The 14,925-nt window shown below is 65.1% G+C and carries 8 protein-coding genes; 2 read left to right on the top strand and 6 right to left on the bottom strand.

Annotated features, from left to right (window positions below; genetic code table 11):
• Positions 1-18: 18 nt before the first annotated feature.
• The 3 genes from NBG84_RS24885 to NBG84_RS24875 form a co-directional block, all read right to left on the bottom strand.
• On the bottom strand, positions 19-1,734 hold the full coding sequence (locus tag NBG84_RS24885) for a protein kinase family protein (protein ID WP_250921810.1): 1,716 nt from the start codon (positions 1,732-1,734) through the stop codon (positions 19-21).
• Between the two features lie 119 nt (positions 1,735-1,853).
• The gene (gene murJ, locus NBG84_RS24880) at positions 1,854-4,070 is read right to left on the bottom strand and encodes a murein biosynthesis integral membrane protein MurJ (protein WP_250921809.1); all 2,217 of its coding nucleotides are present in this window, start codon (positions 4,068-4,070) and stop codon (positions 1,854-1,856) included.
• A gap of 45 nt (positions 4,071-4,115) precedes the next feature.
• The gene (locus NBG84_RS24875; RefSeq protein WP_250921808.1) at positions 4,116-6,464 is read right to left on the bottom strand and encodes a DUF6049 family protein; all 2,349 of its coding nucleotides are present in this window, start codon (positions 6,462-6,464) and stop codon (positions 4,116-4,118) included.
• 249 nt (positions 6,465-6,713) lie between these two features.
• Between NBG84_RS24875 and NBG84_RS24870 the strand changes: the two genes are divergently transcribed.
• Positions 6,714-8,156: a CCA tRNA nucleotidyltransferase gene (locus NBG84_RS24870; protein WP_250921807.1), complete on the top strand. Its 1,443-nt coding sequence runs from the start codon at positions 6,714-6,716 to the stop codon at positions 8,154-8,156.
• A 125-nt stretch (positions 8,157-8,281) separates the two neighbouring features.
• Here the strand turns inward: NBG84_RS24870 and NBG84_RS24865 are convergent, their stop codons facing one another.
• From NBG84_RS24865 to NBG84_RS24855, 3 genes are all read right to left on the bottom strand, one after another.
• On the bottom strand, positions 8,282-9,556 hold the full coding sequence (locus NBG84_RS24865) for an MFS transporter (RefSeq protein ID WP_250921806.1): 1,275 nt from the start codon (positions 9,554-9,556) through the stop codon (positions 8,282-8,284).
• Positions 9,557-9,748: 192 nt separating this feature from the next.
• A complete protein-coding gene (locus NBG84_RS24860; RefSeq protein WP_250921805.1) occupies positions 9,749-10,831 on the bottom strand; it encodes an inositol-3-phosphate synthase in 1,083 nt (360 codons plus the stop codon).
• Positions 10,832-10,890: 59 nt separating this feature from the next.
• Positions 10,891-11,607: a PadR family transcriptional regulator gene (locus NBG84_RS24855; RefSeq protein ID WP_250921804.1), complete on the bottom strand. Its 717-nt coding sequence runs from the start codon at positions 11,605-11,607 to the stop codon at positions 10,891-10,893.
• Between the two features lie 358 nt (positions 11,608-11,965).
• Between NBG84_RS24855 and NBG84_RS24850 the strand changes: the two genes are divergently transcribed.
• Positions 11,966-14,767 carry a transglycosylase domain-containing protein gene (locus tag NBG84_RS24850; RefSeq protein ID WP_250921803.1) on the top strand — a complete coding sequence of 934 codons (2,802 nt, stop codon included), beginning with the start codon at positions 11,966-11,968 and terminating at the stop codon, positions 14,765-14,767.
• The last annotated feature ends 158 nt before the right edge of the window (positions 14,768-14,925 follow it).

The following is a 14,925-nucleotide window of genomic DNA, read 5'->3' as shown; positions in this document are numbered from 1 at the left end:
CCCCCTCCCCTGGTGCCGTCAGCTGGTGATCTTGATCTCCGAGACCTTGCCGCGGAAATCGCCCTCGCCGCTGCGCGGGAGATCGGTCAGCCAGACCAGAACGTACCGCGACTTCAGCGGCTTGCTGGGCTTAAGGGAGACATTGGTTCCGGAACCCTCGGCCACCTTGGTGTACTCCGTGAAGCTGGTCGGCTCCGAACCGGCGTGCTCGGACGCGGCCCGTAGTTCAACCGAGGTGTGTCCACCGAGGAAGGCCACATTGACCGTGCCGATCTGCTGAGCCTTGCCAAGATCCAGAATGAGGCCGACACCGCGCTTCAGACCGCCGAAGTTGGACTTGCCCCGGTAACCATCGGTGTTCCAGTAGGTGCTGGAGTCCCCGTCGTAGCTGTTCTTTATACCGGCGGGCTTCTCGGAGCGGTCCTGGCCGAAGGGGTCGAAGTCTCGGGCTGACTCGATGCTGATCGGTTTCCCCGACGCGGGGAGCGGGGCGGTGCCCTCGTTCTTGTTGCCGTTCTCCGACTGTGTGGTGCCGGGGTCCACCCGGTCGTTGTCGCGGTCGATCAACTTGTCCGCGATCTGCCAGCTACCGAGCCCCAGAGCCGCGATCAGCAGAGCGGCCACGGTCCACTTGAGGACTCTGCCCGCGCGGCTTTCGAGCGGTGCGGGAAGGGCGGGCACCGGCTGGGTCGCCATGGGACCCGGCCGGTTGGCCGGTCGGCCATAGGTGCCCTGCTGGTAGGTGGTTCGCTGATAGTCAGGAGGCGAGGTGAAGGTGGGCTCCGGCGGGCGGATGCGCGGCATCGCGCTGACTGCCTTGGCCAGCTCCTCGGGAGTCGTACACGCCGGCTCCTGGCGCGAAGCCGTTGCGCCGTCGTTGACGAGAGCCCTCATGGCCAGTTCTGACAGCCCCCGATGTATTCCCGCCCGCACCTGATCAGGGGGGAGGAGCCCAGCGCCCTTGGGGAGCCCGGAGAGTCCGTAGGCATTGCTCTCATAGGGCCAGCGCTGGGTCAGGGCCGCATAGAGGAGCGCGCCGATCGCCTCGGTGTCGGCGCGCTGGGGGCGGTCGGTGGTGATGCCGCGCAAGGCCGCGTTCACCGCGAGTCCGCGGATGCGGTACTGGCCCGTTGAGGTGCGTAGGACGGCTCCAGGCGTGAGCCGGAGGTGGGACAGGCCCTCGCGGTGTGCGGCGGCCATGGCCTGGGAGAGCTGGTCGACGAGGTGGTAGGCGTCATGCGGTTCCATCGGACCCATGGCGAGCAGAGCGGTCAGCTCTGTCGCGTCCGGTAGCCACTCATGGACCACATAGACAAGATCGTTCTCTTCGACGGCGTCCAGTACCTGCACAAAGCGTGGGTCGCCGAGGAGGGCCGCAGAGCGCGCCGCAGCCAGCACCGAGCGGGCGCGGGGATGGTCGGCAGGCAGGAGATGGACTCCGACGGCTCGGCGCAGCTTCTCGTCCACAGCACGCCAGCTGCTGAAACCGTCCAGACGGGTGACGCACTCCTCCAGCCGATAGCGTCTGGCGAGCTTGTGACCACTGTGCAGCTCGGGCGGGGCGATGGAGGGCTCGGCACCCTGTCGCTCACTGCCCGCGTCCGGCGTGTCCTGCTCCGCCGTGTCCTCGGTCTGGGCCGCCCCGTCGGTCGTGGCCTTGTCCGCCTGCGCGGTCAGCGGTTCGTCTCCGCTGTTGTCGGCCACGTCGACGGCAGCCGTGCTACGTTCCGCCACCGTCGTTCCTGCCTCCCCATCCGTTGCGCATAAACCAACAGCCATGCCAATTGTGCCCACAGTCCGGCGCTATGCACGACACACAGCGGACGGCGATGGTTGTGCGGTACTGCTGTCGGCTATCGGCCGAGACGGCCGCGGACCATTCCGACCATGGAATTCAGCTCCTCGATGCGCATCCGCTTAGCCGCGAGGAAGAACACTCCCAGCAGGACGATTCCGCCCCCCACCAGCGCGGCCAGAGAACCCACGGCACCGCCTCCGAGCGCCTTGGTGATGAAGTACGCGGCGGCCCCGGCAAGGGCTGCTGCGGGAAGGGAGGCCATGCAGAGACGGGCGTACGTCCGAAGCACGTGCGGACCGTCCAGATCGCCACCCAGGCGCTTGTTCAGCCTGGTCCAGGCGACACCGACGCCGACCATGTAGGCGAATCCGTAGGACGCGGCCATACCGACGACCGCCCACCGGGCGGGGAGCACCACAAAGCTGATGGCCGCGCCCAGCGCATTGACGAAGGCCACGATGACGGTGTTGTAGAACGGGGTCCTGGTGTCTTCGTACGCGTAGAAGCCACGGAGTACGACGTACTGCACGGAGTACGGGATGAGTCCCAGACCGAACGCCATCAGGATGAACCCGATGTTTCGGGCTCCCTCCTCACCCGATCCGGCGTACAGCAGGCTGGTCATCGGGACGCCCAGGGCCAGGAAGGCGAAGGCGCAGGGCACGATCGCAACGGCAGAGGTGCGCAGGCCGTGCGAGATGTCGTCGCGGACCGCCGCCGCGTCGCCGTCGCTGGCGGAACGGGAGATCCTCGGAAGCACGGCGGTCATCACCGAGACGGTGATGATGGCCTGGGGCATCTGCCACAGCAGGAGCGCGTAGTTGTATGCCGTGATGCCCGCACCGGTGACGCCCTGCTCCCTCTCGGCCACGGCGCCGGCCCAGGTGGCGAGCTGGGTCACGACGATCATGCCGAGCTGGTTGGCGAGAACGAAGAAGAACGTCCACTTGGCCAGGCCTGCCGCCTTGCCGAGGCCCTGGCCCTTCCAGTCGAAGCGCAACCGCATCCTGAAGCCGGCTTCGCGCAGATAGGGCACCATCGCCAGGGCTTGGACGGTGAGTCCGAGCAGGGTGCCGATACCGAGCAGGCGGACGCCTTCAGCGGTGATGGTCGAGCTGTCGACTCCGGTCTCGGTGAAACTGCCGAACGCCCAGATGAAGGCACCGAAGGTCGCGATGATCACGATGTTGTTCAGGACCGGGGTCCACATCATCGCGCCGAAGCGACCTCGGGCGTTGAGGATCTGGCCGAGCACCACATGGACGCCCATGAAGAACAGGGTGGGCAGGCAGTAGCGGGCGAAGGTGACCGCCACCTCCATCTGCTGCGGGTTGGACGCGATCTCGTCCGACATGAGCTGGATGAGCAGCGGCGCTGCCAGCACTCCGAGCGTGGTGACACCCGCGAGCAGCACGATGACCAGGGTCAGCAGCCGGTTGGCGTAGGCCTCGCCGCCATCGTCGTCGTTCTTCATGGCCCGCACCAGCTGGGGGATGAAGACCGCGTTGAGGGCGCCGCCGCCGACCAGGACGTAGATCATCGTCGGCAGGACATTGGCGACCTGGTAGGAGTCATTGAGCGTGCCCACCCCGATGGCCGCCGCCATGACCAGCGTCCGCAGGAAGCCGGTGAGCCGCGAAACGATGGTGCCCGCAGCCATGACGGCGCTGGATTTCAGCAGCCCGCCGGCCTTGTTGGTGGATTTCGGCGGCGGCGCCGGAAGGGGCTCGGGTGTGGGCGCGGGAACCTGCTTCGCGGATGTCTGCTGATCCCGGAAGAGATGGGCGAAGGCATCCGGTTCCGGCGCCTGATCGCCCGCCCGGGTGACCAGATCGTCCACCCCGGTGAACTGGGTGGTCCTGGCGTCATCGCCATAAGGCAGATGGCGCGATGGACCGTCCGGTTCGGGTGGTGGGGTCTGGGCCCAGACCCGGGGATCGGGTGCGTACTGGGCCACGGGCGGCTGCTGGTAGAGGGGCTGTGGCTGCTGATAGGTGCCCGGAGGCGGCGGTGGATGCGATGCGCGATCGTAGAGCGCCTCGGTCACCGGGTCCTGGGCAGAGAGATCATGTGTGCGGTACGGATCTTGGGCGTAGGCATCCTGCGTATAGGGGTCATGGGGGTAGGAGTCGTAGGCGTACTGCTCCTGACCATAGACATCCTGGGCGTACGGGTTCTGGGTTCCGGGGTCAGGTTCGGGCTGCGGCGGGACCTGGCCATCAGGGTCCACGCCCGCGCCTTGACCGCGGTCACCGTCGTACGGCGCGTTCATTGCTACCCCACCTCATCGTCCCCGGCCGACCGGCCACGACATCGCTCAACGGTCCACTTTCTCACCCGGGCCCGACGGGTTGCCGCTTTCCGGTTCGGTGTCCGGTGTCGGGTCACTCGCCTGCCCGGGATCGGGGCCGTCGATGTTCCCCTCGGGGTCCTGCGCGGCCCCTTCTCCGGCGTCCTGCGCGGACTGCTCCCTGGCCTCCGGCGGGTCGAGGAGAGCGGCTCGCTTTCGCTGGCTGTACATCCGCACGCCCGCGAGGACGAGCAGCAACACACCTCCGGCGATCACGAGCATCACGGTGGGGGTGATCTCGGAGACCTTCACCGTGAACTGCATCTTCTCGCCGTACGGCTTGTTGTCCTCGGTGTAGAGCTGGGCCGTCATCCTGACCTGGCCGTTGGCGTTCGCCAGGGCGTCGAACTTCACCGACTGACTGTGGCCGCCCTGCACGGTGATCGGCTGCTCAGCAGTGCCCCTGTCATCGCCCAGGCTCAGACGGGCCGCGTTGTCCGAGCTCAGCCGCAGTACGAGATTGTCGACGCCCTGCACCAGCCGGTTCTGCACGGTGACCGGGATCGTGGCACTGCGCCCGGACAGCGTGATCTGCGACTTGTCGATCAGCTCCACTTCCTCGGTGAGGGACTGGAGGTTCTTCTGCACGCCATCCCGGTACAGCTGGGCGCCCGTGGGGTTTCCTCGCCATGAAGTGGACATCTCACGGTCGATGGCACGGCCGAAGGGCGTCTCGACCCGGTCCATCTGGGTGAGGATGACCTTGAACTTGTCGAGGGTGTTCTGGGTGGTCCGGATGTCCTGGAACACCTGCACCTGGAGTTCTTGCTTCCGCAGGCTCTTGGGGTACCGGGAGGGCGGGGCTACCTGAGTCGTGGCCTGGGTGTCGGGCTTGACCGCCGACGCGGCCAGCAGATCGATCGGCTGGGTCCAGCGCGCTGGCTTCAGAGCCGTGAGCGCCTGCGCCATGGACTGGGCCTGGGAGACGGTCGGCATTCGCTGCGGAGCGACCACGATGCTTCGGCGGTTCTCCGGGTCCTGGAGTGTCACCGCGAGCGTCTGCGCGAGGAATTCCTGAACCGCCAGCGTTGAGCTGTCGGCGCTCAGCATGTCGCCTTGGAAGGCCTTGGAAAGCCGGGCATCGCTGACGACGGCGGTCGTGCCACCGCCGATCGGCCTCGCGGCGGTGGGGGTGTACTCCAGATTGTCCCGCAGGCTGTCGCTACGGGCGATCACCTTGCTGGCGCCGGCCGAGGTGGCCACATCCACGATGGAAGTGTCGATCGCGCCGTCGATGGGCCAGGCGAAATCAGTGGACGGCTTCTCATGGATGATCGTTTCCACCGTGCTGGCGGCAACGTTGGTGGCCTGCTGGAGATGGCTGAGCGACCCGGAGACATCCTTGCCGCGGTGTGCCAACGAAGCGAGATCGGGATCGGCAAAGGGCAGCGCCACCACCTTGCGGCCCTCGACTGCTGCTTCGACCGAGCTCAGCCACTGATTGGCGACGGTCTGGTTCCTTCCCGCGACCGTGCGATCCCCACTCTTGACCCGGTAGTTCCCTGTCATCGCGTCCACGGTGGCGAGCAGATCGGGATCGATGACCCAGGTGACGGGAAGCCCCCGGCCCAGCGAGACCAGCTGGCCGAGCCTGCCCTCCGGCGCTAGCTCCTTGGCCAGCGACTCATCGGCGAAGACCGGTGTCTGCCGTTCATCGGACCCGGCCTCGGTCTCCGAAGTGAGATGAGTGGAGGAGATCAGCGGCCAGAGATAGGTGAGCTGGGTCTTCTTGTCCAGGGCTTCGGGCTGCCAGGGGAGGAAGGTCCGCTGCATACCCAGCACCTGGTCGATGGGCTCGTTCGGAGTCTTGCCCTGGAGGGCCACACCGAGCTGGTAAACGCCGTCGGCCTCGAGATCTAGCTCCTCGACCGGGATCGACAGCGAGAAGTCCCTGCTTATGCCGGAGACCAGCTTGGGGAGCTTCACCGTGTACTTGTCGTCGACGGGGGTGCCATCAGCGCCTGCGACATAACCGGTCCGTTTGGCAGCCCGATCGATTGCCGTCCTACCGGGCAGCTGAGGGCCCACATACAGCTCAAGCTGCGCGTCGGTGACGGTCTGCCTGCCCTGGTTCAGCACTGTGCCGGAGATGGTGAGGGTGTCGTCCTTGTCCGGGGCGGCCGGAGTGAACGAGTCGAGGGACACGTCGACGGTGCGTGAGCCCGAGGGATCGTTGTCGGCATGGGCGGGAGACGTTCCAGGCCCGCCCATAAGAACGGCCAGCAGGGGAACTCCGGCGACCAGGGAGGCTGTGCGGCGCAACCACCGGCGGGCAGGAGAAGGGGACGCCCCTAGGAAATCTGCCGCCTCGGCCACGCGCACGCCCGTCCCTGTCGTCTGTTGCCGTTGGTCGCTGTCGCTCATTGCGTCCACGCATGGTAACGAGGTGCGCTGTGCTGAAGTGCCGCGGAGTGTCTTACAAGATCGCAACGGATAGCCGGATACCGCTCTAACTCGGGGTAGACGGCATTTTCAGGGACGTCGATCGTCTGAGGGCGAGGCCAGCATGGGGTCAGAGGTAAAGAAGGACGTCTCGACGGCCAGGGCCACGTACCCTCTTCTGTTGTGCCGAACGCCAATGAAGACATCCCCACCGCATTGAACCAGGTGCAACAACGCGCGGTGACACAGCTACTGCGAGTAGCTCCTGTCGCCGACGACCTCGCCTGCCGTTTTCAGGATGCGGGATTTAGCCTCGCGCTGGTGGGGGGCTCCGTCCGGGACGCGCTGCTCGGCAGACTCGGCAACGATCTCGACTTTACGACGGATGCCCGCCCTGAGGATGTACTGAAGATCATCCGCCCCTGGGCGGATTCGGTCTGGGACGTGGGCATTGCCTTCGGGACCGTCGGTGCCCAGAAGGACGGCTATCAGATCGAGGTCACGACCTACCGCTCCGAGGCGTACGACAGGACATCGCGGAAGCCCGAGGTCTCCTATGGCGAGTCGATCGAGGAAGACCTCGTACGCCGTGATTTCACGGTGAACGCCATGGCGGTTGCCCTACCCGAAAAAGAGTTCATCGATCCGCACAACGGTCTGGAGGACCTTGCCGCCAGGCTGCTGCGGACTCCCGGCACGCCGGAAGAGTCCTTCTCGGATGATCCATTGCGGATGATGCGGGCGGCTCGGTTTGCGGCTCAGTTGGATTTCGAGGTGGCACCTGAGGTCGTCTCCGCCATGAAGGACATGGCGGACCGCCTAGAGATCGTCTCCGCGGAGAGGGTGCGGGAAGAGCTGAACAAGCTCATCCTCTCCGCGCACCCCCGCAAGGGCCTGGCGCTCCTGGTCGACTCCGGTCTGGCCGAGCAGGTGATTCCTGAGCTACCAGCCCTTCGGCTGGAGAGCGATGAACATCATCGGCACAAGGATGTCTACGAGCACTCCTTGACCGTTCTGGAGCAGGCTATCGATCTTGAAGAGAATGGCCCCGATCTGGTGCTGAGGCTGGCCGCCCTGCTCCATGACATCGGCAAGCCGAGGACGCGACGCTTTGAGAAGGACGGTCGGGTCTCCTTCCATCACCACGAGGTGGTGGGCGCGAAGATGACCAAGAAGCGGATGACCGCGCTGAAGTACTCCAACGAGATGATCAAGGACGTCTCGCGGTTGGTGGAGCTCCATCTGAGGTTCCACGGCTATGGGGCCGGCGAGTGGACGGACTCGGCAGTGCGCCGCTATGTCCGTGACGCCGGTCCGCTGCTGACTCGACTGCACAAGCTGACCCGTTCGGACTGCACCACCCGCAACAAGCGCAAGGCAAGTGCTCTCTCCCACGCTTATGACGGGCTTGAGGCGCGGATTGACCAGCTGAAGGAGCAGGAGGAGCTGGATTCGATCAGGCCTGACCTCAATGGCAATCAGATCCAGGAAGTCCTTGGGGTGGGTCCCGGACCGGTGATCGGCCAGGCGTACGCCTTCCTCTTGGAGCTACGTCTGGAAAATGGCCCGATGGATCAAGGGGCTGCGATTGCCGCGCTCAAGGAGTGGTGGGCGACACAGGAGTAGGCGGGTCCGGCTCGATGTTTCACGTGAAACATCGAGCCAGACCACCATCTCGGGCGGTTCTCCGAGGCGGCGAGTAGCGAAGGGGTGATGTTTCACGTGAAACATCACCCCTTCGCATGGGCGCCTTATGGAGCTTCCTTCTCGGCTACTCGACTCCAGCGGCTCATGGTCACGGCGATTGCCGCGTAGATCAGGGCGACCAGGACGACGAGCTGAACGGACCGCCCATCGGGAGGCAGTATGAGCGCCGCAACGGCAGCCGCACCCACGAAAGCGACGTTGAACAGCACGTCGTAGAGAGAGAAGATCCGCCCGCGATAGGCGTCATCCACCGAGGTCTGCACGACCGTATCGGTGGTGATCTTTGAGCCCTGGGTGATGAACCCCAGGACGAAGGCGGCGATCAGTATGGGTCCGGGCGCGAAGAACAGCCCCAGCGCGGGTTCAAGGACGGCCGCCGCTCCTGCGCAGAGGACCACCCAGCCATATCGGCCGAATCGATGGATCGCCCAGGGAGTCAGTACGGCCGCGGCAAAGAAGCCGGCCCCCGAGACGGCTACGGCGATCCCGAGGAGTGCAAGGCCGTCCTGCTCATTGTCGTACCAGGCATAGCGGCACAGCATGAGGACCATCACGGTCAGCGCGCCGTAGTTAAAGCGCATCAAGGTCATCGCGGCCAGTACTCGGGCTGCCGTCGGGCGCTCCTTGAGGTGGCGCAGGCCGTCGCTGAGCCCGCGAGCGGTGGAGGCGAGTGCGGCAGTCAGTCGAGGCTGGACGCGTTCCGGATCGGGGCCCAGTAGCTGTCGGCCCATGCGCAGGGAGGCCAGCGCCGAGCAGAGGTACAGCACTGCTCCCAGAAGTACGACCGCGGCATCGGAGTCCTCCGAGACCAGTCGGACCGCAAAGGCGAGTCCGCCACCGGCGGTCGCGGCCAGTGTGCCGGCAGTCGGGGAGAGGGCGTTCGCCGTCACCAGCCGTTCCTGGTCGACAACACGAGGGAGGGCTGCCGAGAGGCCTGCCAGTACAAAGCGATTGACGGCGGTAACGGATAGGGCCGAGGCGTAGAAGATCCAGTCGGGAACGGAGATCAGGATCAGCACGGCGGTGCTACTCGCGAGCAGGGCTCGCAGCAGATTCCCGTAGAGAAAGACCTGCCGTCGCTCCCAGCGGTCAAGGAGCACTCCGGCGAACGGGCCGATGAGTGAGTAGGGCAACAGCAGTACGGCCATGGCCGAGGCGATGGCCGCGGGCGAGGTCTGCTTCTCCGGGGAGAACACCACATAGGTGGCGAGGGCAACCTGGTAGACCCCATCGGCGGACTGGGAAAGCAGACGTACTGCCAGCAGTCGGCGGAAGTTGGTCAGGCGCAGAAGTACGCGCAGATCCCGTACGGCAGGCATGTGATCAAGCGTCACACATGCGGAGGGTCCCCGGGCGGATGACCCGGGGACCCCTCACGGTCGTTCAGCTCGGCCATGAACGGTCGGCGATGGGTGCCGACTGGTCAGGGAAGACCGGCTACTCAGTTCCACCAGGAGATCAAGGGTTCACCATGACCGGCGGCCTGAGCGTTGCTGACGTGAGACGAGCGACTAGCGCTCGACCTCGCCTGCGATGAACTTCTCGACGTTCTCACGGGCCTCGTCGTCGAAGTACTGCACCGGCGGGGACTTCATGAAGTACGAAGACGCGGAGAGGATCGGGCCGCCGATGCCGCGGTCCTTGGCGATCTTCGCCGCACGCACCGCGTCGATGATGACACCGGCGGAGTTCGGGGAGTCCCAAACCTCAAGCTTGTACTCAAGGCTCAGCGGAACGTCACCAAATGCGCGGCCCTCAAGGCGGACGTAAGCCCACTTGCGGTCGTCGAGCCAGGCCACGTAGTCGGACGGGCCGATGTGGACGTTCTTCTCGCCCATGTCCCGGTCGGGGATCTGCGAGGTGACGGCCTGCGTCTTGGAGATCTTCTTGGACTCCAGGCGCTCCCGCTCCAACATGTTCTTGAAGTCCATGTTGCCGCCGACGTTCAGCTGCATCGTGCGGTCCAGGATGACACCCCGGTCCTCGAAGAGCTTCGCCATCACCCGGTGGGTGATGGTGGCGCCGACCTGCGACTTGATGTCGTCGCCGACGATCGGTACGCCCGCCTCGGTGAACTTGTCGGCCCACTCCTTGGTGCCGGCGATGAAGACCGGAAGAGCGTTGACGAAAGCGACCTTGGCATCGATGGCGCACTGGGCGTAGAACTTCGCCGCAGCCTCAGAGCCGACGGGGAGATAGCAGACCAGAACGTCGACCTGCTTGTCCTTGAGCTCCCGCACGATGTCGACCGGAGTCTCGGGGGACTCTTCGATGGTCTCGCGGTAGTACTTGCCGAGACCGTCGAGGGTGTGGCCCCGCTGCACGGTGATGCCGGTGTTCGGCACATCGCAGATCTTGATGGTGTTGTTCTCGCTGGCGCCGATGGCGTCCGAGAGGTCGAGGCCGACCTTCTTGGCGTCCACGTCGAAAGCGGCGACGAACTCAACGTCACGTACGTGGTACTCGCCGAACTGGACGTGCATCAGACCCGGCACCTTGCCGGCCGGGTCTGCGTCCTTGTAGAACTCGACGCCCTGCACCAGTGAGGCGGCGCAGTTGCCCACGCCGACGATGGCTACGCGAACCGAACCCATTCCGGTTGCTCCCTGTTTGATTTCAATATTTCGGATGGGACCCTGCGGACCGCGGGGTCTCAGTTGACGGTGTCGCTGGACGGATTCGGCGGGGTGTCGCGCCCTGGAGGTGTGCCTCCGGTGGACTCGGAACCCCGGAGCCGAGGCAGGCCGTCCATCGACCCAGATGTGTTGTCCTGCTGAAGCGAGCCGTCGGAGGAGGGCCGCCGTTGGTCCCGTCCCGCCCGCTCGCTCTCGATGAGCTCATTCAGCCAGCGCACTTCGCGCTCCACGGACTCCATGCCGTGTCGCTGGAGCTCAAGGGTGTAGTCGTCGAGGCGCTCCCGGGTGCGGGCCAGTGAGGCGCGCATCTTCTCCAGACGCTCCTCCAGCCGGCTGCGTCGGCCTTCCAGCACGCGCATCCGGACTTCGCGCTCCGTCTGCCCGAAGAAGGCGAAACGAGCTGCGAAGTGCTCGTCTTCCCAGCTGTCCGGGCCGGTGTGCGAGAGCAACTCCTCGAAGTGTTCCTTACCTTCCGCCGTCAACCGGTAGACGATCTTGGCGCGGCGCCCTGAGAGTGAAGCCGCCAGGGCGTCCTCGGGAGCGCTTCCCGGTTCCTCGATCAACCAGCCGTTGGCGACCAGCGTCTTGAGACAGGGGTAGAGGGTCCCGTAACTGAAGGCTCGGAAGATTCCCAGTGAGGTATTGAGCCGTTTGCGCAGCTCATACCCGTGCATCGGGGCCTCACGGAGCAAGCCGAGCACAGCGAATTCAAGGATGCCTGAGCGTCTGCTCACCATCCCCTCCTTCGCTGGCCCAGCTGCTTATGTCGTGCTGATGTATCGAGTCGATACATCAGCACGATAGGTCCAGGTCCGGCGTGCGACAAGGGGGGACATGGTGAACGGCGTCACATCGTCAATTGATGTTGAGCAACTTGCCTGGTTTGGGGTGAACTTCAGTGCTAGGCGACCTTTGACCGTGCGTAGTCTGTGCGGATGCCGACCATCGGGAACCATGGGACGCCTCCAGACGTCAACGCCGTGGGTACTCAGCGGATGAGATCTTTGTCTGGTCTGGTCCGTATCCACTACCGGGGCCCGGAACTCAACTGCCGCTTCCAGGCGTCTCGCCTGCCCGAGGAGTAGTCGTTCGATGAGCGAGCACCGTCGCAAATCGCCACAACCGCAGAGTGGCGGGCGGGCGGCTGCCAGGCGCGCTGCCCAGCAGCCATCCGGCCGTCGCGCAGCACCGCCCCACCGCACCAGCGCGGGATCGGCTTCCACGCCCTATGGCGATGAATCGCCCTCCGCGTCGTACGGGGATTCCACCTCACAGGGGGAAGGCCGTTCGTACGGAGGCCGGGCCGAAAGCCGTCGTGCCGCACAAGGCGGTGGTGGCCGCCGACGGATGGACAGCGGTGCGGGCGCGGGTGGCCGCGGGGGCGGTCGTCGTGGTGGTGGCGGTGGTGGCCGGGGTCCCGATGGACCCCGGTACGGCGGAGACCCCGGGAAGCGGCGACTCATCGACTATCCACGGCGCGACAAGGACGGCTGGGGCCGTTGGGTGCCGTCGTGGAAGCTCGCCACCGGCATCTGCCTGGGCTTCATCGGCACACTGATGGCCGCGGCGACAGTCGCGTACGCCATGGTGGGGGTGCCGGACCCGGATAAGGCGGCTACGGCGCAGAACAACGTCTACCTCTGGGACGACGGAACCCAGATGGCCGCCACCGGTGGTGAGATCAACCGGCAGAACGTCGACTTCGAGCAGATCCCCCTGCATATGCAGAATGCCGTCATCTCCGCCGAGAACAAGACGTTCTGGAGTGATGAGGGAATTGACCCGATGGGCATCAGCCGGGCGCTGGTGAACATGGCCAAGGGAGGCCAGACCCAGGGCGGCTCCACCATCACCCAGCAGTATGTGAAGAACAACCGGCTCCGCGACCAGTCGCAGACGCTGAGCCGAAAGTTCAAGGAACTCTTCATCTCGATGAAAATCGATAACCAGGTGAAGAAGTCCGACATCATGGCCGGCTATCTGAACACCTCGTACTACGGGCGGGGTGCCTACGGCATCCAGGCGGCGGCCCGTACGTACTACGAGACGGACGCCAACAAGCTCACCGCCAGCCAGAGCGCGGTTCTCGCCGCGCTGCTGAAAGGCCCCACGTACTTCGACCCGGCGGGCGCGATCGACATCGACCCGGCGGCGACCCAGGCGAAGAACTACAAGAGGGCCGCCGAGCGGTGGAGTTGGATCCTCGACCAGATGGTGAAGGACGGGCATCTCGATTCCGCCGAGCGGGATCAGCACATCCAGGCCGGATATCCCATGCCGAAGCCCATTAAAAAGGGTGCCAAGCTCGGTGGGCAGGTCGGTTATCTGGTGGACCTTGCCAAGGCGAATTTCCTGAGCAAGAACGACAGGGGCATTACCGCCAAGGATCTGGCCCAGGGCGGCTATGAGATCCACACGACGTTCAACAAGTCGAAGGTCAAAAAGCTCGAAAAGACCATCGCGGACGTCTACAAGAAGAACATCGACCCAAAGAAGCGCCCTAAATACGATACTTTCGTGCAGTTCGGCGGCGCTTCGGTGGAGCCGTCCACCGGGAAGATCGTGGCCATATACGGCGGTGAGGATGCCACCCGGCACTTCATCAACAACGCCAATGAGACCGGTGCCCAGGTCGGATCGACGTTCAAGCCGTTCGTCCTCGCAGCGGCGATGACAGACGGTGTGCGCGATCCCAAACTCGGCGAGAACCAGTCGCTGGAAGAGCGCACGCTCGTCGATCCCGACAAGGCCATCTACAACGGCAAGAACAAGCTGAAGATCAAGCGCTATGACGGCAGTGTCTGGCGGAACGAGGAAGGGAAGGAGTGGCTGCAGGTCAACGACAACGATCAGTCGTACAAGAACATCAATCTTCGCGATGCCATGATCGTCTCGGCCAACTCCCCCTTCGTTCAGCTCGGTATGGACATCGGCATCCCGCAGGTTCGGGAGGCGGCCAGCAACGCCGGACTGCTGGAGTCCTCCCTGGACAAGTCGAATGTGCCGTCGTTCTCGATCGGCATCTCCAGCCCCAGCGCCATCCGTATGGCAGGTGCATACGGAACCTTTGCCGCCAATGGCCAGCAGCGCGACCCCTACTCCGTCCAGGAGGTCAAGAAGGGGGCCTTGACGGTCTACAAGCACAAGGACGAGCCGAGCGGGGCCTTTCCCCCGGTCATCGCCAACACGGTGACCGACATTCTGCGGGACGTAGTGGACAAGGACGAGGGCACGGGTAAGAACGCTCGTATCCCCGGTCGTCCGGTCGCCGGTAAGACGGGTACGACCGATGGCAACAAGTCCGCCTGGTTCGTGGGTTACACCCCGCAGCTGTCGACCGCGATCGATATGTTCCGTCTCGACTCCAACGAGAAGAACAAGAACCGCGCCTTCCAGGAGATGTTCGGAACCGGCGGTAAGGCGAAGATCCATGGATCGTCCTTCCCGTCCGAGATCTGGCAGCGGTATATGTCGGATGTGCACAAGGGACAGCCGGTGAAGCAGTTCCCGAAGCCCGGCCCGTTCGGTGAGGCCGTCTGGGGTGGTGGCGCCTCCAGCCCGCCCCCCAGCCCGCTCCCGAGCCCGTCCAAGGAACCGAGCGAGAAGCCGAGCAAGAGCTCCTCCCCCTCAGCGAGCAAGGAGCCCTCTCCGTCGCCCTCCACATCCCCGAGTAAGTCGTGTGACCCGTGGGGATTGGACTGCGGGGAACTCGGCGGCACCGAAGGCGGCGACCCCGGGGGCAACGGCAACGGCAGCGGCAATGGCAGCGCAAGCGGCAGCGGTAACGGCAGCGGTGACAGCGACGGGGGAGTCGATCCCAGCCCGAGCCCATCGCCTTCTCCAGGGGTCAACAGCGGCAAGGGCGGCGGATGGCTCGGGGGCCCCGACGGCTAGGACCTGAGAATTCCCGCTAGGAGTGCCTCACACCGGCAGTGGCTGGTGTGAGGCACTCCTGCGTTGACGGGGCATGGGTTGTGCACCGGCTGGGGAGCGTCGCAGGCGGGTGCGGGCAGGGGCGCGGTGCTTTCGGGAGCACGCCGACCCCCTGGGCC

It is taken from the genome of Streptomyces albipurpureus (assembly GCF_023701525.1).
Taxonomy (GTDB): Bacteria; Actinomycetota; Actinomycetes; order Streptomycetales; family Streptomycetaceae; genus Streptomyces; species Streptomyces albipurpureus.
This window is presented reverse-complemented; position numbering and strand designations above follow the sequence as displayed.

Coding starts and splice junctions, on each gene's coding strand:
- NBG84_RS24860 (WP_250921805.1), bottom strand. CDS start 10,831: ATGGGTTCGGTTCGCGTAGCCATCGTCGGCGTGGGCAACTGCGCCGCC.
- NBG84_RS24865 (WP_250921806.1), bottom strand. CDS start 9,556: ATGCCTGCCGTACGGGATCTGCGCGTACTTCTGCGCCTGACCAACTTC.
- murJ (WP_250921809.1), bottom strand. CDS start 4,070: ATGAACGCGCCGTACGACGGTGACCGCGGTCAAGGCGCGGGCGTGGAC.
- NBG84_RS24850 (WP_250921803.1), top strand. CDS start 11,966: ATGAGCGAGCACCGTCGCAAATCGCCACAACCGCAGAGTGGCGGGCGG.